This window comes from Zavarzinia aquatilis, assembly GCF_003173035.1.
GTDB classification, from domain to species: Bacteria; Pseudomonadota; Alphaproteobacteria; order Zavarziniales; family Zavarziniaceae; genus Zavarzinia; species Zavarzinia aquatilis.
This window is the reverse complement of the sequence record NZ_QGLE01000014.1, coordinates 1-21,553: the sequence shown is the minus strand read 5'-3', so window position 1 is coordinate 21,553 and position 21,553 is coordinate 1. Positions and strand designations below refer to the sequence as shown.

Annotated in this window: 18 protein-coding genes and 1 pseudogene; 9 read left to right on the top strand and 10 right to left on the bottom strand. The window is 68.2% G+C overall.

Translation table 11 applies throughout. The features are described 5' to 3' along the window. Positions 1–112: 112 nt before the first annotated feature. The 4 genes from DKG74_RS18745 to DKG74_RS18730 are packed head-to-tail and all read left to right on the top strand — an operon-like array spanning position 113 to position 4,005. The gene (locus DKG74_RS18745) at positions 113–2,233 is read left to right on the top strand and encodes a heavy metal translocating P-type ATPase (protein ID WP_243404169.1); all 2,121 of its coding nucleotides are present in this window, start codon (positions 113–115) and stop codon (positions 2,231–2,233) included. Between the two features lie 11 nt (positions 2,234–2,244). Further along, a complete protein-coding gene (gene cueR / locus DKG74_RS18740) occupies positions 2,245–2,667 on the top strand; it encodes a Cu(I)-responsive transcriptional regulator (RefSeq protein ID WP_109907712.1) in 423 nt (140 codons plus the stop codon). Between the two features lie 58 nt (positions 2,668–2,725). Then, complete coding sequence (locus DKG74_RS18735) at positions 2,726–3,139, top strand: GFA family protein (RefSeq protein WP_109907711.1); 414 nt, start codon at positions 2,726–2,728, stop codon at positions 3,137–3,139. A 26-nt stretch (positions 3,140–3,165) separates the two neighbouring features. Beyond that, the gene (locus DKG74_RS18730; RefSeq protein WP_165837757.1) at positions 3,166–4,005 is read left to right on the top strand and encodes an enoyl-CoA hydratase-related protein; all 840 of its coding nucleotides are present in this window, start codon (positions 3,166–3,168) and stop codon (positions 4,003–4,005) included. A gap of 31 nt (positions 4,006–4,036) precedes the next feature. Here DKG74_RS18730 and DKG74_RS18725 read toward each other — a convergent pair whose 3' ends face one another. The 3 genes from DKG74_RS18725 to DKG74_RS18715 all read right to left on the bottom strand — a co-directional run bounded on the left by DKG74_RS18725 (position 4,037) and on the right by DKG74_RS18715 (position 6,669). Beyond that, positions 4,037–5,098 (bottom strand): TIGR03032 family protein, encoded by a 1,062-nt coding sequence (locus DKG74_RS18725; protein WP_109907781.1) that lies wholly within the window; start codon positions 5,096–5,098, stop codon positions 4,037–4,039. Positions 5,099–5,166: 68 nt separating this feature from the next. After that, complete coding sequence (gene panC / locus DKG74_RS18720) at positions 5,167–6,027, bottom strand: pantoate--beta-alanine ligase (RefSeq protein WP_109907710.1); 861 nt, start codon at positions 6,025–6,027, stop codon at positions 5,167–5,169. 114 nt (positions 6,028–6,141) lie between these two features. After that, positions 6,142–6,669 carry a hypothetical protein gene (locus DKG74_RS18715; protein ID WP_207779417.1) on the bottom strand — a complete coding sequence of 176 codons (528 nt, stop codon included), beginning with the start codon at positions 6,667–6,669 and terminating at the stop codon, positions 6,142–6,144. Between the two features lie 72 nt (positions 6,670–6,741). Here DKG74_RS18715 and DKG74_RS18710 point away from each other — a divergent pair, with 72 nt between their 5' ends. From DKG74_RS18710 to pgmG, 5 genes are all read left to right on the top strand, one after another. Then, a complete protein-coding gene (locus tag DKG74_RS18710; protein WP_207779416.1) occupies positions 6,742–7,806 on the top strand; it encodes an NAD(P)H-dependent flavin oxidoreductase in 1,065 nt (354 codons plus the stop codon). Positions 7,807–7,878: 72 nt separating this feature from the next. Continuing rightward, positions 7,879–8,718, top strand: coding sequence for a division plane positioning ATPase MipZ (locus DKG74_RS18705; protein ID WP_109907709.1), 840 nt, complete (start codon positions 7,879–7,881; stop codon positions 8,716–8,718). A gap of 109 nt (positions 8,719–8,827) precedes the next feature. Continuing rightward, entirely contained in the window at positions 8,828–9,706 is an 879-nt protein-coding gene (gene galU, locus DKG74_RS18700; RefSeq protein ID WP_109907708.1) for a UTP--glucose-1-phosphate uridylyltransferase GalU, read from the top strand. Positions 9,707–9,723: 17 nt separating this feature from the next. Further along, entirely contained in the window at positions 9,724–11,043 is a 1,320-nt protein-coding gene (locus DKG74_RS18695; RefSeq protein WP_109907707.1) for a UDP-glucose dehydrogenase family protein, read from the top strand. Positions 11,044–11,059: 16 nt separating this feature from the next. Continuing rightward, positions 11,060–12,448: a phosphoglucomutase/phosphomannomutase PgmG gene (pgmG, locus tag DKG74_RS18690; RefSeq protein ID WP_109907706.1), complete on the top strand. Its 1,389-nt coding sequence runs from the start codon at positions 11,060–11,062 to the stop codon at positions 12,446–12,448. 117 nt (positions 12,449–12,565) lie between these two features. Here pgmG and DKG74_RS18685 read toward each other — a convergent pair whose 3' ends face one another. The 7 genes and pseudogenes from DKG74_RS18685 to DKG74_RS21855 all read right to left on the bottom strand — a co-directional run. Further along, positions 12,566–13,015, bottom strand: a complete 450-nt coding sequence (locus DKG74_RS18685; RefSeq protein ID WP_109907705.1) for a DUF983 domain-containing protein — start codon at positions 13,013–13,015, stop codon at positions 12,566–12,568. Positions 13,016–13,041: 26 nt separating this feature from the next. Then, positions 13,042–15,300: a ribonuclease R gene (rnr, locus tag DKG74_RS18680; RefSeq protein ID WP_109907704.1), complete on the bottom strand. Its 2,259-nt coding sequence runs from the start codon at positions 15,298–15,300 to the stop codon at positions 13,042–13,044. 29 nt (positions 15,301–15,329) lie between these two features. Beyond that, complete coding sequence (gene topA / locus DKG74_RS18675) at positions 15,330–17,993, bottom strand: type I DNA topoisomerase (protein ID WP_109907703.1); 2,664 nt, start codon at positions 17,991–17,993, stop codon at positions 15,330–15,332. Between the two features lie 36 nt (positions 17,994–18,029). Beyond that, the gene (gene dprA / locus DKG74_RS18670; RefSeq protein WP_243404168.1) at positions 18,030–19,142 is read right to left on the bottom strand and encodes a DNA-processing protein DprA; all 1,113 of its coding nucleotides are present in this window, start codon (positions 19,140–19,142) and stop codon (positions 18,030–18,032) included. A 70-nt stretch (positions 19,143–19,212) separates the two neighbouring features. After that, positions 19,213–20,193 (bottom strand): bile acid:sodium symporter family protein, encoded by a 981-nt coding sequence (locus tag DKG74_RS18665; protein ID WP_109907701.1) that lies wholly within the window; start codon positions 20,191–20,193, stop codon positions 19,213–19,215. Between the two features lie 84 nt (positions 20,194–20,277). Beyond that, the gene (fghA, locus tag DKG74_RS18660; protein ID WP_165837765.1) at positions 20,278–21,117 is read right to left on the bottom strand and encodes an S-formylglutathione hydrolase; all 840 of its coding nucleotides are present in this window, start codon (positions 21,115–21,117) and stop codon (positions 20,278–20,280) included. Between the two features lie 30 nt (positions 21,118–21,147). Then, positions 21,148–21,553 (bottom strand): annotated as a pseudogene (locus tag DKG74_RS21855) (zinc-binding dehydrogenase); the annotation flags it as partial.

Genomic DNA, 21,553 nt, shown 5'->3' with positions numbered 1-21,553 from the left:
TGCCTGAAAGATGGGGCTTCCCATCATGGTAAGGTCAAGGCTCGATTTTTATCCTTGACCTTCCCATGTTGGGAAGGTGTCCGCTGTCCCCATATTAGCGATGGGAAGCATCATGAGCAGCCTCAGCCTGAAGATCGACGGCATGACCTGCGCCGCCTGCGTGACGCGGCTGGAAAAGGCGTTGAACGCGGTGCCCGGCGTCAGCGCGGCCAATGTCAACCTCGCGACCGAAATCGCCCGGGTGCAGGGCACGGCCCCCGCCGCCGCCCTGATTGAGGCGGTGGAAGATGCGGGCTACGAAGCCGCCGTCGCCGCCGACGAATTCGCCGCGCCGGTCGGGCAGGGCGCGCCCCGCTTGTGGGAAGTGCTGCTGGGCGTCGGCCTGACCCTGCCGCTGGTGCTGCCCATGGCGGTGCCGTCGCTGATGCTGCCGGGCATCGTGCAGCTGGCGCTGGCGGGGATCGTTCAGGGGCAACTGGGCTGGCGCTTCTATCTGCATGGCTGGAAAGCCTTGCGCGCCGGCAGCGGCAACATGGATGTGCTGGTCGCCCTCGGCACCACGGCGGCCTTTGGCCTCAGCCTCTATCTGCTGTTCGTCCACGGCGGCCATCACCTCTATTTCGAGGCATCGGCCGCGGTGATCACCCTCGTCCTCCTCGGCAAATATCTGGAGGCGCGGGCGAAGCGCGAGACGGGCGCGGCCCTGCGCGCCCTCGCGGCCCTGCGGCCCGACAAGGCGATCCTGATCGGCCCCGATGGGGCGGAGCGGGAAGTCCCGGCCGACAGTCTGAAGGCGGGCGATGTCGTCTCCGTCCGCTCGGGCGCGCGGCTGCCGGCCGATGGTGTGATCGTCGAGGGCGAATCCGCCCTCGACGAAGCCCTGCTGACCGGGGAGAGCCTGCCGGTCGCCAAGGGGCCGGGCGATGCGGTCGTCGGCGGCTCGGTCAATGGCGAGGGGCGGCTGCATGTCCGGGTGACGGCGACCGGCGGCAAGGCGTTCCTCGGCACGATCATGCGCATGGTCGCCGACGCGCAAGGCGCGAAACCGCCCATTCAGCGCCTGGTCGACCGGATCTCGGCGATCTTCGTGCCGGTCGTTGTCGGTATCGCCACGCTGACCATCCTCGGCTGGCTGATCGCCGGGGCGGGGGCGGAGGCGGCGATCATCCATGGCGTCGCCGTCCTCGTGATCGCATGTCCTTGCGCCCTTGGTCTCGCGACGCCGGCGGCGATCATGGTCGGCACCGGGCTTGCCGCGAAGAACGGCATCCTGATCCGCGACCCCGCAGCGCTGGAAGCCGCCCGTACCATCGACCTCGTCGTCTTCGACAAGACCGGCACCCTGACCGAGGGCAAGCCCCGGCTGGTCGGCCTGCAGGCGCTGGCCGATCTGACGGAGGAGGAGGTCCTCGCCATCGCCGCCGCCCTGCAGGCGAGCAGCGACCACCCGCTGGGCCTTGCCCTCCGACGGGCGGCGGAGGCACGCAATCTCGCCCTGCCGACGGTCGAGGGCGGGCGCAGCCTGGCCGGGCGGGGTGTCGCGGGCACGGTTTCAGGCACCGACTACCTTCTGGGCAGCCCCCGCGCCGCCGCCGAGGCGGGCGCCGAGCTGCCGACCGATACCATCGCCGAAGGCGCGACCGAGAGCATTCTTCTCGCCGGTAACCGGGCCATCGCCCGCTTCGCCTTCGAGGATGGCGACCGGCCGGGCAGCGCCGAGGCCGTGGCGCAGCTGACGGCACGGGGCGTCGCCACCGCCATGCTGTCGGGCGACCGGCGCGCGGCGGCCGAGGTCATCGCCCGGCGCCTGAAGATCGGCGACGTGCGCGCCGAAGTGCTGCCCGGCGACAAGGCGGCCGCCATCGCCGATTACCGGGGGCAGGGCCGCGTGGTCGCCATGGTGGGCGACGGGCTGAACGATGCCCCGGCGCTGGCCGCGGCCGATCTCGGCATCGCCATGGCGGGCGGCGTCGATGTCGCACTGGCGACCGCCGGCATCACCCTGATGCGGCCCGATCCCCGGCTGGTGCCCGCCGCCCTCGATCTCGCGGCGGCGGTTTCGGCCAAGATCCGCTCGAACCTGTTCTGGGCCTTCGCCTATAATGTCGTCGGCATTCCGCTGGCGGCGGCGGGCCTGCTGTCGCCGGTGGTCGCCGGCATCGCCATGGCGGCCAGCAGCGTCAGCGTCCTCGGCAATGCCCTGCTCCTGCGCCGCTGGCGCCCAGGCCGGTAAGGAGACCGAACATGAACATCGGCGAAGCCGCCGCCGCCTCGGGCGTTTCGGCCAAGATGATCCGGCACTATGAAAGCATCGGCCTGCTGACCGCGGCGCCCCGCTCCGCCGCCGGCTATCGCCATTATGCCGGGCGGGATGTGGAGACCCTGCGCTTCATCCGGCGCTCGCGCGATCTCGGTTTCTCGCTCGACGCGATCTCGGGGCTCCTCGACCTCTGGCGCGACCGGCGCCGCGCCTCGGCCGAGGTGAAGCAGATGGCATTGGCTCATGTCGAGACGCTGGAAGCCAAGATCGCCGAGCTTCAGGCCATGGCCCGCACCCTGCATCACCTCGCCGATGCCTGCCATGGCGACGACCGGCCGGACTGTCCGATCCTCGACGACCTCGCGCGGGGCGGTCAGGACGAGGCTTGCGCCTGCCATATCGAATGAGATTCAATTTGCATTCCGGCGCGCGCCGGGAACAATGCCGCGCGAGGGAGAGTCGAGGATGGACGACCGGAACAGGAGCCTCGAAGGCGGGTGTTTGTGCGGCGCGGTGCGCTTCACGGCGCACGGCCGATTCGGCGAGGTCAGCGTCTGCCACTGCTCGCAGTGCCGGCGCTGGCACGGCGCGCCCGGTCCCTATACCTCGGTGCGGCGCGACCGCCTGAATTTCCACAACCAGCGCGGCCTCGCCTGGTATCGCTCCAGCGAGCGGGCGCGGCGCGGTTTCTGCCGGGAATGCGGCGCCTCCCTGTTCTGGGACATGCCGGACAAGACTTACACCGCCATTGCCCTTGGCGCTTTCGACGGGCCGACCGGCCTTGCCCAGGCGGTCCATATCTTCGTCGCCGACAAGGGCGACTCCTATCAGATCGCGGACGGCCTGCCGCAATGGCCGGCCAGCCACCACGGCGGCTGAACCCAGCCGCAAGCCGAGGATATTTCATGACCACGACCGAACCTTCGGATATCGCCCCCGGCCTCGCCCAGCCGGACCTCGAAGCCGGCGTCCGCCTGCAGATGACCCCGGCGGGCCTCGCCATCGTCACCCTGGCCAAGCCGGAGAAGCACAATTGCTTCGACGAGGCGACGATCGAGCGCCTGTCGACCATCTTCGCCGACCTCGGCAATCAGGACAGCGTCCGCGCCGTCATCATCCGGGCGGAAGGCAAGAGCTTCTCGGCCGGCGGCGACCTGAACTGGATGCGGCGCCAGGCCGGCCAGATCTATGACGAGAATCTGGAAGACGCGCGCGGCCTCGCCGAGATGTTCGCCCGCCTCGACCGCCTGCCGATGCCGACCATCGCCCTCGTCGATGGTCCGGCCTATGGCGGCGGCGTCGGCCTCGTCGCCTGCTGCGATATCGCGCTGGCGACGCCGAACGCGGCCTTCGCCCTGTCGGAAGTGAAGATCGGCCTGATGCCGGCCACCATCGCGCCCTATGTGTTGCGCGCCATCGGTGCCCGCAACTGCCGCCGCTATTTCCAGACCGGCGAGCGTTTCGACGGCGCCGAAGCCCTGCGCATCGGCCTCGTCTCCGAACTGCTGCCGGACGCCCCGGCGCTGGAACACCGGGCGGACAAGCTGATCGAGACCATTTTCCTCAACGCCCCCGGCGCCGTCGCCCGGGCGAAGAGCCTGGTCGCGGAAATCGAGTTCCTGGAAATCGACGACGATCTTGGCGAATTGACCGCCGTTTCCATCGCCAAGCGCCGCGCCACGGACGAGGCCAAGGAAGGCCTGTCCGCCTTCCTCGAGAAGCGCCGTCCCGCCTGGCAGGCGTGAAACAGGGCAGGGGGCGCGGCCGCCGCGCCCCTCAGCCGACCGAGATGACCCGGCGAATCTCGTCGGACTTGATGCCGATGGCGGCCGGCATCCGCGTGCCCGGCAGGATGGCGACGTCGTAAAGCTCGTCGACGATGCCCTCTATGCGCAGCCAGTGCACGACATCGCCGGTCACCAGGTCGATGACGAAGAGGCCGCAGCGCGCCTCAGCTTTCCGCTTCGCCAGCGCATCGTCCAGTGGCAGGCCCGAGAAGGTCCGGTTCTTGCGCGCCTTGGACAGGCCGACCACGGCGAAACGCTGGTGGATGGCCAGCCCCCGACCGTAACCGGGCAGGAAGGACACCGGCTCGAACCGCCCGCTGGCAAGGTCGACATGACCGAATTCGCCGGCCGCCGAATTGATCAGCCACAGCCGGCCGTCATGGACCCGCGGCGAATGCGGCATGGACAGGCCGCGCGCGACAACCTCATTGGCCGCGATGTCGATGGCGACGCCGCCGCCCGCGCGGTGCTCGCGCCAGGCATCGGGGGCATCCGTCTCGCCGACCGCCGTCGCATAGGCCGGGCGCCCGTCCTTCATGGCGAGGCCGTTCAGATGGCAGCGGTCCTCGGCGGCATAGCGGCTGACGAAAGGCGGGCGCCACAGGGGCACGAAACTCGACGTCTCGCTGACCGTGGCGATGCAGGAAAACAGGGTGTTGACGAAGACCGGCCTGCCGTCGGCATCGAAGGCGACGTCATGGGCATCGACGTCGCCTGTCACCCAGGCGACCTTGGGGACATAGAGCCGGTCGGCGCCATTGGCCGATTTCTGGCCGGGTGGCAATGTGTTCTCGAAGCGCCAGATCTGCCAGAGATTGGCCATCAGCAGGCCATTCCCTTCGGCGGCGAGGCCCATGCAGCGCTCGAAGCTGCGCTCGTGCACCCACAGGTGACCGTCCGGCTTCAGGCCGATGAAGAACAGCTTGCCCGCCTGATAGGTGGTGAAGGCGAGTGAGGCGCCCATCTCCGCCAGCCAGGCCGAAAACTGGCGCGAGGTGCTGATCTCGAAAGGAGGAGCCTGGGAAGCCTGGGCCGAATCGTCGGTCGACATGAAACCGTCCATCGCTGTGTGGGGCGTCATACCATCACGAAGCGAGGGCGCTTCGCCAGCGGCAGCGTTTATACCGCCATATTGTCGATGAGGCGGGTGGCGCCGACGAGGGCGGCGACCAGCAGCCGGGCCGGGCGGTCGGCCCGCTCCAGCGGGGCGAGGGTCGAGGCATCGGCGAGGTCAAGATATTGCACCTCGCGAAAACCCGCCTTCATGAGGCGGATGCGGCCGGCCTCGAGGATCGGCGCGGCGTCGACGCCCGAGCGCAGCTGGGTCGCGACGAAATTCAGCGTCGCCGGCAGGCTGGCGGCGATGGCCCGGTCCTCGTCCGAGAGATAGGCGTTGCGCGACGACATGGCGAGGCCGTCGGCCTCCCGCACCGTCGGGCCGGGCACGATCTCGCTGTCGATGTCGAGATCGGAAACGAGGCGCTTCACGACGAGAAGCTGCTGGTAATCCTTTTCGCCGAAGACGGCGACATGGGGCTGCACCTGGTTCAGCAGCTTGGCGACGACGGTGGCGACACCATCGAAATGGGTCGGACGGAACACGCCTTCCAGCCGCTCGGTGACGATGCCGACGGAAACCGTGGTCGCGGCGCCTGCGGGATACATTTCTGCGACCGAGGGGGAATAGAGCAGATCGACGCCGAAGGCGGCCAGCCGCGCGGCGTCCGAGGCTTCCTGCCGGGGATATTTGCTGAAATCCTCGCTCGGGCCGAACTGGGTCGGATTGACGAAGATCGAGACGACGACCCGGTCCGCCCGCTCTTTCGCCCGCTCGACCAGGGACAGGTGACCGGCGTGCAGGGCGCCCATGGTCGGCACGAAGCCGATGCGAAGGCCGGCCTTGCGCCAGTCGGCGACGGTCTGGCGCAGGCTGGCGACGGATCGGGCGACGGGCAGCGGCAGGGCGGCGGGCTGGGACATTCGTCTGCGTTTCCTCGGTACGCGGGACCCGCTTTCGGCGGATTTCGCCCCGCGAGTATGCCAGTCCCAACCCGAAGTCAATGTTTCCCTGCCCGGGACAGCCGGGCTTTCGTGTCAGGCCGGCGCCAATTTGACCGTGATCGGACCAAGCGCGCCGAAACGCCGGGCCAGCCGGCGATGGCGGTGGCGGAACAGGAAGGCGACGAGGGCGGCGGCGAGCCGGCCCGTTCCCGGCATCCGGGGCACGAAGGCCAGCGTGTCGGTCACCGCGCAGCCACCGGTGACTGGCGTCAGCGCACGGTCGTGATGCCACAGCTTGAGGCTCGCCATGCTCGATCGCTCGGAAAACCCCTTTTCCGGCACGAGGGCGGCAAAGCCGATCAGATCGTAATCGACCGGCACCACGCCGAAGAGCAGCAGCCAGCTGCGGAACAGGGGGCGGTTCAGCGGCAGGCTGTCATCGAGTATGTCCCGGCCGGGCGGATGCGTCATGCGCAGCAGGGGCGCCAGTTCGTCGTTCACCCCGGCGAAGGTCGAGACATGGTCCCACACCCGTCGCGGCGGCGCGGCCACCTCGGAATGGATCGTCACCGTCATCATGCCCGTCGTCATCGTCTCCCCCCAATGCAGGGCCTGCATCATGCCATGCGCCCGAGGCGTCTTGCGCGCCCGCGTCCGCTTGGATTTCCTGATCGAAACGGGAGGGAGGCGAGAATGACCGATTTTCAGGCCCGGCTGGGGCTGCCGACACCTATCGTGCAGGCGCCCATGGCCGGCGGGGCGACGCCGCCCGCTTTCATCGTGGCCTGCATGAGGCACGGCCTGCTCGGCTCCCTCGGCGCCGCCTATCTTTCGCCCGAGGCGATGAAGGCCCAGGTGGAGGAGATCGCGGCCGCGACCGCGGCACCCCTCAACATCAACCTGTTCCTGCCTTGCGGCCAGCCGCCGGCCGAGGGCGTGGTCGAGGGGATGCTGGTCCATCTCGCCCCGCTTCACGAGGCGGCGGGCCTGCCGCCGCCCCATCTGCCCGATCCGCCCGAGCAGGATTTCACCGCCCAGCTCGCCATGCTGCGCCGACTGCGACCCCGGATTGCCAGTTTCGTCTTCGGCTGCCCCGATGCCGGCATGGTCGCCGCGCTGAAGGCCGAGGGCATTCTCGTCATCGGCGCGGCCACCCATCTCGAGGAGGCGCGCCGGGTCGCCGCCAGCGGGGTCGACGCCGTCGTGGCGCAAGGGGGCGAGGCGGGGGCGCATCGTGCCACCTTCATCGGCAGCTTCGAGGACGGGCTGGTGCCTTTACGCGAATTGCTGCCGCAGATGGTGTCCGCCCTCGACATTCCGGTGATCGCGGCGGGCGGCCTGATGTCCGGGGGCGACATCCGCGCCGCCCTCGAGGCCGGCGCGGCTCTCGCTCAGATCGGCACGGCGCTGCTGCGCGCCGATGAATGCGGCATTCCGCAGGCGCACAAGGATGCGCTGGCGGCGGGCGCCGCGGCCGGGGCGACGACCCGGCTGATCCGGCACTGGTCGGGCCGGGCGGCGCGCGGCCTCGCCAATGGCTTTACCCGGGGGATCGACGCCGCCGGCATCGCCATCCCGCCCTTTCCGCTGCAGAACGCGATGACGCAGGCCCTGCGCGGCCATGGCCGCAAGACCGGCGACGCCGACATGCTCGCCCTCTGGTGCGGTACTGGATATAGCGGTGCGCGGGCGGCGCCCCTGGCCGATATTGTGTCTCGTCTGTGTGCCGACGCGGGATTCCCGAGTCAGAATCATTGACGGAACCCCCTTGGCCCCCCGACCATTGAGCAGAGGCCGACTCGCGGCTGAATTTTCTGCAGGCGGTGTTCCATGAGCGACGGCAGGCGCGCACATATCGTCGTTCTCGGCAACGAGAAGGGCGGCTCGGGCAAGTCGACCAGCGCGATGCATCTCGTCGTCGCCCTGCTGGAACAGGGCCGGCGGGTCGCCACCATCGACCTCGACGGTCGTCAGCGCACCCTGACCCGCTACCTCGAAAACCGCGCCAAGGCGGTGGCCGAGGGCGCGAACATGCTGATGCCCAGCTTCGCCGTGGTCACCCGCAGCGAGATCCCCGATTTCCACGAAGCGCAGGCCGACGAGCGCGGCCGCTTCCTCGGCGTGCTCGAAAGCTATGTCGACAATCACGATGTCGTGATCATCGACTGTCCCGGCTCCGACAGTTTCATGTCGCGCCTCGCCCATGGCTGCGCCGACACGCTGCTGACGCCGATGAACGACAGTTTCATCGACCTCGACCTGATCGCCCGGGTCGATCCCAACGATCATTCGATCCTCGGGCCCTCGCTCTATTCCGAACTCGTGTGGGAAATGCGCAAGCGCCGGGCCCGCACCGGCGGCACCATCGACTGGCTGGTGATGCGCAACCGCGTCGGCCATCTCGATGCCCGCAACAAGCGCCGGGTCTCGGAAGTCCTCGCCCGTCTCGCCAAGCGGATCGGCTTTCGCGTCGTCGCCGGCCTGTCGGAGCGCGTGACCTACCGCGAGCTGTTCCTGCAGGGCCTGACCATGCTCGATCTCGGCCGCACCGGCCAGACCCTGACCATGTCGGAAGTCGCCGCCCGGCAGGAAGTGAGGACGCTGGTCGCCTCCCTCGACCTGCCGCCGGTATCGCGGGACGCGGCGCCCCTCGTCAGCGCGGCGGAATAGGCATCCCCCCAAGGAACTCTGCGGTGAAAGGCGCGTTGCTATAGGCGCCTGCCTCGTGGCATGAACGTCGCGAGCGATTTCCCGTCTCGAAGATCAGAGTCTCCGTGAAATGACGATCAAGATCCGCAAAGCCGTGTTCCCTGTCGGTGGCCTGGGGACGCGCTTCCTGCCGGCGACCAAGGCCATGCCCAAGGAAATGCTGCCCGTCGTCGACAAGCCCCTGATCCATTACGCGATGGAAGAGGCCAAGGCCGCGGGCTGCGAGCATTTCATCTTCGTGACCAGCCGCGGCAAGACCGCCCTCGAAGACCATTTCGACCGCCATTTCGAGCTGGAAGAGACCCTGTCCCGCCGCGGCAAGACCGCCGAGCTGGAAGCCCTGCGCGCCTGGCAGCCGGGCCTTGGCCAGGTTTCCTATGTCCGCCAGCCCGAAGCCCTCGGCCTTGGCCATGCCGTGCTCTGCGCCAAGGAACTGGTGGGTGACGAGCCCTTCGCCGTGATCCTGCCCGACGATCTCGTGCTGGCGCAGAAGCCCTGCCTCGCCCAGATGGCGGAAGCCTATGCCGGCGTCGGCGGCAACATGTTCGCGGTCATGGACGTGCCGCGCGAACACACCCAGCGTTACGGCATTCTCTCCCCCGGCAAGGTCGACGGCCGCCTGACCGAGGTGAAGGGTCTCGTCGAGAAGCCGAAGCCGGAGGTCGCGCCCTCCACCCTGTCGGTGATCGGCCGCTATATCCTCTCGCCCAAGGTCTTCGCCAAGCTGGAGAGCCAGGAGCGCGGCGCCGGCGGCGAAATCCAGCTGACCGACAGCCTGGCCAAGATGATCGGCGAAGTGCCCTTCAACGGCTTCTCGTTCGAAGGCACCCGGTTCGACTGCGGCGACAAGGTCGGCTTCCTCGAAGCCAATATCGCTTTCGCGCTGGCCCGGCCCGACATCGGCCCGAAGCTCGCGCCCTATATCGCGAAGACGGCGGCCGGCCTCTGACCGCCTGAGGAGTTGCCATGCGCGTAACCATGGTCGGCACCGGATACGTCGGTCTCGTCTCCGGTGCCTGTTTTTCCGAATTCGGTCACAGCGTCATCTGCGTCGACAAGGATGCGAGCAAGATCGAGGCCCTGCGCCGGGGCGAGATTCCGATCTTCGAGCCCGGCCTCGACAAGCTCGTCGCCGAGAATGTCGCCGCCGGTCGCCTGTCGTTCTCGACCGAACTGGCGGACTCGGTGCGCGGCGCGGATGCGGTCTTCATCGCCGTCGGCACGCCCAGCCGGCGCGGCGACGGTCACGCCGACCTCACTTACGTCTATGCCGCGGCCGAGGAAATCGCCCTCGCGCTCGACAATTATGCCGTTGTCGTCACCAAGTCGACCGTGCCGGTCGGTACCGGCGCCGAGGTCGAGCGGCGCATCCGCGCCCTGCGGCCCGACCTGGCCTTCGACGTCGCCTCCAACCCGGAATTCCTGCGCGAAGGCTCGGCGATCGAGGATTTTCGCCGGCCCGACCGGGTCGTCGTCGGCACCGAGAGCGACAAGGCGCGCGCCGTCATGCGCCAGCTCTACCGCCCGCTGTTCCTCCTTGAGACGCCTTTCGTCTTTACCTCGCGCGAGACGTCGGAGTTGATCAAATACGCGGCCAACGCCTTCCTCGCGACCAAGATCACCTTCATCAACGAGATGGCCGATCTGTGCGAGAAGGTGGGCGGCGACGTGCAGGATGTTGCCCGCGGCATCGGCCTCGACGGCCGCATCGGCAAGAAATTCCTGCACGCCGGGCCGGGTTTCGGCGGCTCCTGCTTTCCCAAGGACACGCTCGCCCTGGTGCGGACGGCGCGGGATGCCGGCTCGCCCAGCCGCATCGTCGAATCCGTCGTCGCCGTGAACGATGCCCGCAAGATCGCCATGGCGGATCGGGTGATCGCCGCCGCCGGGGGCGATCTCGCCGGCAAGACGGTGGGGGTGCTGGGCGTTACCTTCAAGCCGAACACGGACGACATGCGCGACGCGCCCTCGCTCGACATCCTGCCGCGTCTGATCGCGGCCGGCGCGACGGTCCGCGCCTATGACCCCGAGGGCATGAAGGCCGCGGCGGCTCTGATCCCGGGCGTGACCTGGGTCACCGGCGCCTATGACACCATGGCCGACGCCGACGTGCTCGTCATCATCACCGAATGGAACCAGTTCCGTGCCCTCGACCTGTCGCGCATGAAGCGGCTGATGAAGGTGCCGGTCGTCGTCGACCTGCGCAACATCTACCGTCCCGACGAAATGGCCGAGGCCGGCTTCTCCTATCATTCGATCGGCCGCGCGCCGGTCCAGGCCCATTGACCAGAGGATATCCGACGTGAGCAACGCCTATCAGTTCCACAAGTCGATCCTGCGCGAATACGATATCCGCGGCATCGTCGGCGAGACCCTGCACGAAAGCGACGCGACCGCCCTCGGCCGCGCTTTTGCCACCGCCGTGTCCCGCGCGACGGGCAAGGCGGCGCCGCAGATCGTTGTCGGTCGCGACGGCCGCGTCTCGTCCCCCGGCATGGAAGCCGCCCTGGTCGAGGGCCTGAAGGCCGCGGGCGCCGAGGTGATCCGTATCGGCACCGGCCCGACGCCGATGCTCTATTTCGCCGCCACCACCATGGGCACCGACGGCGGCATCCAGGTCACCGGCAGCCATAACCCGCCGCATCACAACGGCTTCAAGATGATGCTGGGCAAGAAGTCCTTCTTCGGTGAAAGCATCCAGGAGATCGGCCGCATCTCTGCCGCCGGCGACCTGAACGTGGGCGCGGGCAGCGACCGTCACGAAGACATCAAGGACCGCTACATCGCCCGCCTGCTCGAGGAAGCGGTGCCGAACAATCTGGCCATTGGCTGGGATCCGGGCAATGGCGCCGCCGGTGCCGTGCTCGGCCGCATCGTCGCCGGCCTGTCGGGTCGCCACATCATCATCAACGAGGCGGTGGACGGCACCTTCCCGAACCATCACCCCGATCCGACCGAGCCCGAGAACCTCGAACAGCTGCAGCATCTCGTGGCCGAGAACAAGCTCGACCTCGGCATCGCCTTCGATGGCGACGCCGACCGTATCGGTGCGATCGACGCCAAGGGCCGCATCATCTGGGGCGACCAGCTGCTCGCCATCCTCGCCGCCGACCTTTTGAAGGATCGTCCGGGCTCGACCATCATCGCCGACGTGAAGGCGAGCCAGGTCCTGTTCGACGAGATCGCCAAGCTGGGCGGCAAGCCGCTGATGTGGAAGACCGGCCATTCGCTGATCAAGACCAAGATGGCCGAGACCGGCTCGCCGCTCGCCGGCGAAATGTCGGGCCATATCTTCTTCGCCGACCGTTTCTACGGTTTCGACGACGCGATCTATGCTGGCCTCCGCCTGATCACCGCCGTCGTCCATGCCGGCGTCTCGCTGGCGGACCTTCGCGATCGCCTGCCCGACACGGTGAACACGCCCGAACTTCGCTTCGCCGTCGCCGAGGAAGAGAAATTCGCCATCGTCGACAAGGTGAAAGCGGCCCTCGCCGCCGCCGGTGCCTCGGTCGACGCGACCGATGGTGTCCGCGTGAAGACCAATGACGGCTGGTGGCTGCTGCGCGCCTCCAACACCCAGGCGGTGCTGGTCGCCCGCGCCGAAGGCAGCGACGAAGCCGCCCTCGGCCGCCTGAAGGCCTCGCTGACGCAGGCGCTGGTCGCGGCAGGCGTCACCCCGCCGAAGATCTGAGGGGTTTCCCACCTCTCCCCGGCCCTCTCCCCCCCAAGGGGCGGAGAGGGGGCTTCCTGTCTTCTCCCTCTCCTCCGAGGAGGAGAGGGCTTTGTTGCGTTGAGGATGGGCCGACGCTCAAGCCGCGTCGGGTTTCGGCTCGGGCACCGGTTCGTCGTCTTCGATGCCGAAGCCGTGCATCCGGAAGGCCCATTGCAGGCCGATGAGGGCGCCCTTGACCGAGGGCAGCAGCACCACCGACAGGATCAGGCACAGCGGTAGCCAGATCACGGCGTGCAGCCATTCGGGCGGTGCCCAGTTCTGTTCGACGATGAGCAGGGCCGGCACCACGATATGGGCGACGATGGTGATGGTGAAATAGGGCGGTGCATCGTCCGCCTTGTGCAGGTCCAGCACTTCGCCGCAGGCCGGGCAGGCGTGATTCACCTTCAGATAGGCGTGGAACATGCGCCCCTCGCCGCAGTTGGGGCAGCGCAGCCTGGCGCCGTTCAGCACCGCGGGCTTCCAGTCCCGGGGGGCCGGCTCGGCCGCCTTGTGCGAGGCGCCGGTCTTCACGTCGATGGGCATGGGTTTTCTCCGATCTCGACGTGTACTTAAGTGCGCTTTCTGGACTTCTTCAAGGGTGCGCGACCCCGTGACGCGCCCGCGCCCCGGCGGAAGCGGGGTCCGGGACGGGCAGGTTCGTCGCCATCCATGCCGTCCTTACCCGGGCGGGCGATGGAAAACACCAGGCCGCCGGTGATCGGCGTCGCCTCGCGCAAGGTCACCTTCACCTGATCGCCGAGGCTGAAGCGGTTCGACGGATCGCGCCCGACCAGGGCATGGGCCGCCTCGTCATGGCGGAAGAAATCATTGCCGAGGGACGAAATGGGCACGAGGCCATTGGCCCCGGTTTCGTCCAGGGTGACGAACAGGCCGAAACGGGTCACGCCCGAGACCCGGGCGGTGAAGGTCGCGCCCACCCGGTCGGCCATATAGGCGGCGAGGTAGCGATCCGTGGACTCGCGCTCCGCCGCCATGGCCCGGCGCTCGGTGGTCGAGATGTGTTCGGCGGTTTCCTCGAACAAAGGCACTTCGTCGTCCGACAGGCCGCCGTCGCCCAGCTTGCAGCCCCGGATCAGCGCCCGGTGGACGAGAATGTCGGCATAGCGCCGGATCGGCGAGGTGAAATGGGCGTAGCGCCGCAGGGCGAGGCCGAAATGGCCGATGTTCTCGGGCGTGTAGACCGCCTGGGCCTGGCTGCGCAGCACGATTTCGGCGACCGCGCGGGCGTGCGGCCCCTCGGCGGTCCGGGCCAGGATGCCGTTGAACTGCCGGGGTTTCAGCACCTGCCCCTTGGCCAGCTTGATGTCGATGGTGCGCAGGAATTCGCGCAGGGCGTCGAGCTTGGTCGCGGTCGGCTGGTCGTGCACCCGGTACATGCAGGGCTGGCGCTTCGTCTCCAGTTCTTCCGCCGCCGCGACATTGGCGAGGATCATGAATTCCTCGATCACCCGGTGCGCATCGAGACGGGCGCGCGGCTCGATCGAGAGGACATGGCCGCTGGCGCCGAGGCGGATCACCCGCTCCGGCGCGTCGATCTCCAAAGGCTCCCGCTTCTCGCGGGCGATCATCACCGCCTTCCAGGCGGCCCACAGCGGCTTCAGGACGGGCTCCAGCAGGGGGCCGGTCATCTCGTCGGTCTTGCCGTCGATGGCCTCCTGCGCCTGGGCGTAATGGACGCCGGCGGCGATGCGGATGAGGGCGCGGCTGAAGCGGTGGCGGATCTTGTTGCCCTCGGAATCGAGCCAGAGGTGCAGGGCGAGCGCCGCCCGGTCCTCCCCCTCGATCAGGGAACAGAGATCGGTCGACAGTTCCTCCGGCAGCATGGGCACCACGCGGTCGGGGAAATAGGCGGAATTGCCGCGCTCCTTCGCCGCCCGGTCGAGGGCGGAATTGGGCCGGACGTAATGGGCGACATCGGCGATGGCGACCACGACATGATGCCCGCCCGGGTTCTTCGGATCATCGTCCGGCTCGGCGAAGACCGCGTCGTCGTGATCGCGGGCATCCACGGGGTCGATGGTGATGAGGGGCAGGGGCCGCAAGTCCTCGCGCTTGCCGAGGGGAACCGGAACGGCCTTCTTCGCCTCCCGGATCGCCTCGGGCGGGAAGGCGACGGGGATGCCGTGGCTGTGGATGGCGATCAGGCTGATCGACTTCGCCTCGCCCATGTCGCCGAGGCGCTCGCGCACGCGGACCTTGGGCAGGCCCATGGGCCGGCCGGGCATGGTTTCGGCCGAGACCAGTTCGCCGTCGAGGGCGCCCTTCAGGTCGGCGCTGTCGACCCGGTAATCGGTCTTCGCGCGCCGGTCGACTGAAACGAGGCGAGCCTCGCCCGATTTCTCGATGCGGATGACCCCCATCACCCGTTCCGCCTCGCGGGAGAGGGCGCGCATGATGGTGGCGCGATAGCGCGCGTGGCCCAGATGGTCCTCGCCCCGCTCGATCCGGGCCAGCACGCGGTCGCCCACGGTGGGCGCCGGGCCGGGATGCTTGCCGGGCAGGACGTCGATTTCCGGCACGTCCAGCCCTTCGGGCCATTGCACCGGGCGGGCCAGCAATTCGCCGTCCTCCGGCGCCTCGATCACCTCGATGACGGTGATCGAGGGCAGGGCACCAGCGGCGACCAGGCCACGGCGCCGCTCCCGCCCGAGGATGCCCTGGTCGGCCATTTCGGCCAGCAGGCGTTTCAGCTCAATCCGGGCGTCGCCGGTGATGCCGAAGGCGCGGGCGATTTCCCGCTTGCCGACCTTGCCGGGGTGATCGGCCAGGAATTTGGCGATCTCTTCCTTGGTCGGAAGCGGTGTCATGGCCCGGGGCGGACGCTTCGCCACGCCGATCAGCCCGCCTTCTTCGCTTTGGCGGCGGGCTTCTTGGCCGCCGGCTTTTTCGCCGCCGGCTTCCTGGCCGGGGCTTTCTTGGCCGGGGCGGTCTCGCCCTCGGCCGCGGCAGCTTTCTTCGGTGCGGCTTTCTTCGGTGCGGCCTTCTTCTTGCCGCCGCCCTTGGCCGCCTTGGCCGCGAGCAGGGCGAGGGCTTCCTCGAGCGTCACCGCCTGCGGATCATTGCCCTTGGGCAGGGTGGCATAGATGCCGTTCCACGAGACGTAAGGCCCGAAGCGGCCGTCCATGATGTTGACCGGCTTGCCGTCCTCGGGATGGTCGCCGAAGGCCTTCAGGGGTTCCGCCGCCGCGCGCTTGCCGCGCTTGGGCGGCTCCGCCAGCAGGGAGACGGCGCGGTTGAGGCCGATGGTGAAGGCTTCCTCCGAGGTCGGCAGATTCACATAGCGACCGTCGCACAGGATATAGGGGCCATAGCGGCCAATGCCGGCCTGGATCACCTTGCCGCTCTCGGGATGGGCGCCGATGTCGCGCGGCAGCGACAGGAGGGCAATCGCCTTGTCGAGGTCGACGGCGTCCGGCGTCATGTCCTTGGGCAGGCTGGCGCGCTTGGGCTTTTCACCTTCGCCCTGCTGGACGTAAGGCCCGAACCGGCCGGAGCGCAGGGTGATCTTCTCGCCGCTGGCGGGATCCTCGCCCAGGATCTTGATGCCGTCCTCGCCGATGGCGTTTTTCTGCGCGTCGTCGCCGCCGACGCCGAACTGCCGCGTGAAACGGCATTCGGGATAGTTGGAGCAGCCGATGAAGGCGCCGAATTTGCCGAGCTTCAGCGACAGGCGGCCGTTGCCGCAGGACGGGCAGACGCGCGGGTCCTTGCCATCCTCGCCCTCGGGGAAGAGATGCGGGCCGAGGAGCTGGTCCAGCGCCTCGATCACATCGGAAATCTTCAGCTCCTTGGTGCCGTCGATGGCCGCGATGAAATCGGTCCAGAAGGCGCGCAAGACATCTTTCCAGCCGAGCTTGCCGGCCGAGACGTCGTCGAGCTGTTCCTCGAGATTGGCGGTGAAGCCATATTCGACGTATTTCGTGAAGAAGCTTTCAAGGAAGGCGGTGACCAGCCTTCCCTTGTCCTCGGGGATGAAGCGGTTTTTCTCCATCGTGACATAGGCGCGGTCGCGCAGCGTCGTCAGGATCGAGGCATAGGTCGAGGGCCGGCCGATGCCCAGCTCTTCCAGCTTCTTGACCAGGCTGGCTTCGGAATAGCGCGGCGGCGGCTCGGTGAAATGCTGGGCAATGGTGACCGGGCCGCGGCGCAGGCCCTCGCCCTTGGTCAGTTTCGGCAGGCGGCCGCCGTCCTCGTCGTCGCGCGCGCGGTCGTCCTCGCCCTCCTGATAGAGGGTCAGGAAGCCGTCGAACAGCACGACGGAGCCGGTCGCGCGCAGCACGACCTGGGCATCGCGCGAGGTGACGTCGACCGTCGTCCGCTCGACCCTTGCGCTCGCCATCTGGGAGGCGAGGGCGCGTTTCCAGATCAGTTCGTAAAGCCGCTGCTGGTCGGGGTCCAGGCGGCGCAGCTTGTCGGGATGGCGGGCGAAATCGGTCGGGCGGATCGCCTCATGGGCTTCCTGCGCGTTCTTCGCCTTGGTCTTGTACATGCGGGGCGCGTCCGGCACATAGGCCTTGCCATAGCGGCTGTCGATCAGGCCGCGCGCGGCGTGGATCGCCTCATTGGCCATGGAGACGCCGTCGGTCCGCATATAGGTGATGAGGCCGACGGTCTCGCCGTCGACGTCGATACCTTCATAGAGCCGCTGGGCGAGCTGCATCGTGCGCTGGGCGGAAAAGCCCAGCTTGCGCGCCGCTTCCTGCTGCAGGGTCGAGGTGGTGAAGGGCGGCGCCGGGTTGCGGAAGCCGGGCTTCGATTCGACCGCCTCGACGTGGAAGTCCCGGCGCTCGATCGCGGCCTTGGCGCTTTCCGCCTTGTCGGCCGAATTGATGTCGAACTTGTCGAGCTTCTTGCCGTCGAGATGGGTCAGGCGGGCATCGAAGCCGCTGCCGTCGCCGGCCGCGAAATGGCCGAGCACTGACCAGTATTCCTGGGTCTTGAACCGCTCGATCTCCAGCTCGCGGTCGCAGATCAGGCGCAGCGCGACCGATTGCACGCGGCCGGCCGAGCGGGCACCCGGCAGCTTGCGCCACAGCACGGGCGAAAGCGTGAAGCCGACCAGATAATCGAGGGCGCGGCGGGCGAGATAGGCGTCGATCAGTTCCTGATCGAGCATCCGGGGCGCCTTGATCGCGCTGGTGACCGCCGATTTGGTGATCTCGTTGAAGGTGATGCGGCCGACCTCGACGCCCTTCAGGGCTTTCTTCTCGTTCAGGATCTGCAGGACGTGCCAGGAAATCGCCTCGCCCTCGCGATCCGGGTCGGTGGCGAGATAGAGCCGGTGGGCGCCCTTGCAGGCCTTGGCGATGTCGGCGATCCGCTTCTTGGCGTCCGCGTCGACTTCCCAGTCCATGGCGAAATCTTCGGTGGGACGGACGGAGCCGTCCTTGGCGGGCAGATCGCGGACATGACCAAAGCTCGCCAGCACGGTGTAATCGTGCCCGAGATATTTGTTGATGGTCTTGGCCTTCGCCGGCGACTCGACGATGACGACGTTCATTGGGTCTCGGTTCTACAGCGCAGAAGCAAAAAACGGTCAGATCAGCGAGACCCGCCCGCCGGCATGGCGCATCAGGCGGCCAGCCAGTTCCAGTTCGAGCAAAATGGTGAAAACTACAGGGGGTGTCAATTCGGCTTGCCGCAACAGCTCGTCGACGGCAATCGGCACGGGCGACAATAATTCGATTATCCTGTTCCGGTGCCGGGCGATTTCGGGTTCGTCCGGGGGCTTCGGCGGGCCGGCGGCGAAACCGTCGCGCGCGGGCTCGGCCAGCGGCGCCTCGGCCATGGGGCGCAGGACATCGACGACTTCCGCCCCCGATTCGACGAGGCGGGCCCCCTGGCGGATCAGGTCGTTGGCGCCCCGCGCCCTTGGGTCGAGCGGGCTGCCCGGCACGGCCATCACCTCCCGCCCCGCCTCGAGGGCGAAGCGCGCGGTGATCAGGCTGCCCGACTTCAGCGCCGCCTCGACGACGACGACGCCAAGCGCAAGACCCGAGATCAGGCGATTGCGGCGCGGAAAATGGCGCGCCTGCGGCTGGGTCCCGACCGGCATTTCGGCGACGATCAGGCCGGCCTCGCCGATCCGCGCCTGAAGTTCGGCATGTTCCGGCGGATAGACGATGTCGATGCCGCCGGCGACGACGGCGATGGTCCCGGTATCGAGCGCGGCGACATGGGCAACGCCGTCGATCCCCCGGGCCAGGCCCGAGACGACGATCATGCCGGCCCGGCCGATATCGCCCGCCATTTCGCGCGCCAGGCGCTGTCCGGCGGCCGAGGCGTTGCGGGCGCCGACCATGGCCACGGCCGGCGGCCGCGCCAGATGGACATGGCCCTTCACCGTGATCAGGGGCGGCGCCGCCTCGATCGCGGCGAGCAGGCGGGGATAATCGGCTTCACCCCGGGCGAGGAAGCGGGCACCGGCCTTTTCGGTCGCGGCGATTTCCCGCTCCGCCTCGGCCTTCGCGGGCACGCGCAGCACCCGCCCGCCGCCCTTGCGGGCAAGGCCGGGCAGGGCGTCCAGCGCCGCCGCGGCGGTGCCATAGAGCGACAGCAGATGCTCGAAGGCGACCGGCCCCACGGTTTCCGTGCGGATCAGGCGCAACCGGTCGATCAGGTCGCTGCGGGAAATCGTCGTCTGGTTCACCGGGGCTCCGCCTGAATACCCTGGCATTGTGGCTGGGCTTTCGTTTCGCCTCAAGCCTGTGTCGGCGGCTTCAGCCCGCTTTGGCGGCCTGCGTGCCGTAATGGTTGGCGATGACCGAGACGATCACCAGCTGCAGGAAGTGATAGATCATGATCGGCGCGATGATCAGGCCAAGGGCCGGATTGGCGCCGAAGATGATGCCGGCCAGCGGCACGCCGGTCGCCAGCGATTTCTTCGAGCCGCAGAACAGGGCGGCGATCCGGTCCTCGCGGTTGAAGCCGAGCAGTTTGCACGGGACCGTCAGCACGCCGTAAACGATGAAGAACAGGACGACGGAGGCGACGGCGATTTCGACCAGCAGCGCGGGGTCGTGCTGCTGCCACAGGCCGCTTTCGACGGAATCGCAGAAGGAATTATAGACGATCGCCAGAATGACCGCCCGGTCCAGCAGCTTGATGCGGGCGGCATGGCGCGTCGCCCAGCCGATCAGCGGCCGGTGCAGCAACTGGCCGATCACCGTCGGCAGCAGGACGAGCAGCACGATCTTGAAGATGACCGTGCCGAGCGGCAGGGCGGGCGCGCCGCTCTGGCTCAGATACCAGGCCATCAGGGCCGGTGTCGCGAAGACGCCGATCAGGCTCGACAGGCTGGCGTTGAACAGGGCGCCCGGCACATTGCCCCGGGCGAGCGAGGTCATGGCGACCGAGGACGACACGGTCGAGGGCAGGGCGGCGACATAGAAGAAGCCGGCCCAGATTTCCGGCGGAAACAGCGGGCTCGCCGCCTTTTCGGCGCCGATCGTGACCAGCGGGAACAGCACGAAGGTGCCGAGCACGACGACCAGATGCAGCCGCCAGTGCATCAGGCCCGCCCGCATCTTCTCGGGCGCGAGGGTCAGGCCATAGAGAAAGAAGACCACGGCGATGCCGTAGGACGAGACCCATTCCATGTGCAGCAAGCCGCCGGTGCGGCCCGGCCCCGGCAGGATCACCGCGAGCACGACCATGCCGAACAGCGACAGCAGGAAGGGATCGGTCAGGACTTTCTTCATTCAGGGCACGGCCGCGACAGGGGACGGGAAGGGGCGACCTTGCCCGTCAACCCGGCGCCCTGTCCAACGCCATGTCTGCAGGGGTCAGCCGCGCAGCCGCATGGCGTGCCAGCCGACGTGGCTGGCCATGAAGGTCGAGATGAAATGGTAGGAATGGTCGTAACCGCCCTGCAGGCGCAGGGTCAGGTCGATGCCGGCGCGGTCGCAGGCACTGCGCAGCAACTCGGGCTTCAGCTGGCTGTCGAGGAAATTGTCCGCCGTGCCCTGATCGACCAGAAGCTCGGGCAGACGGGCGCCATCCTCGATCAGGGCGACGGCGTCATGCCGGCGCCACAGCGCCCGGTCGGGGCCGAGATAGGCGGGCAGGGCCTTCTGGCCCCAGGGCACCTGCGTCGGCGCGACGATGGGCGCGAAGGCCGAGACCGAGCGGAAACGGCCCGGATTGCGCAGGGCGACGGTCAGGGCACCGTGGCCGCCCATGGAATGGCCGGTGATGCCCTGACGGTCGAGGTCGATCGGGAAATGCTCGGCGATCACCGCCAGCAATTCCTCGGTCACATAGGTCCACATGCTGAAATGCGGTGCCCAGGGCGCCTCTGTCGCGTCGACATAGAAACCGGCGCCCTGACCGAGGTCATAGGCGTCGTCGTCGGCGACGCCGGTGCCGCGCGGGCTGGTGTCCGGGCAGACGATGGCGATGCCATATTCCGCCGCGGCCCGGCGGTACTCGCCCTTGTCCATCACATTGGCGTGCGTGCAGGTCAGGCCCGAAAGATAGGTCAGCACCGGCACCTTCGCCGACTTCGCCTGCGGCGGCAGGTAGACGGCAAAGGTCATGGTGCCGCCCGTCGCCCAGGACTGATGGCGATAGACGCCCTGCAGTCCCTGGTACGCCTTGTGCAGCTCGACGGTTTCGATGGTCATGGGCAGGCTCCGGTGCGACGCCGTTCGGNGCACATCGGTGCGGCCACGCGCGCCGCCGAAGGCCGTACCGCGCCACACCCGCCCGGTCACCAGCTGAAAGGGACGGGTGGAGATTTCCTGGCCCGCCGCGGCGACGCCGATCACGATGCTCTCGCCCCAGCCCTTGTGCGCGCATTCCAAAGCCTGGCGCATCACCGTGGTATTGCCCGTGCAGTCGAAGGAATAGTCGGCCCCGCCCCTGGTCAGCTCGACCAGATGGGCGACGATATCGCCCGAGACCTTCTTCGGGTTGACGAAATGGGTCATGCCGAAGCGCCGGCCCCACTCTTCCTTGTCGTCGTTCAGGTCGACGCCGACGATCATGTTGGCCCCGACCATGCGCAGGCCCTGGATGACGTTGAGGCCGATGCCGCCCAGCCCGAAGACGACGGCATTG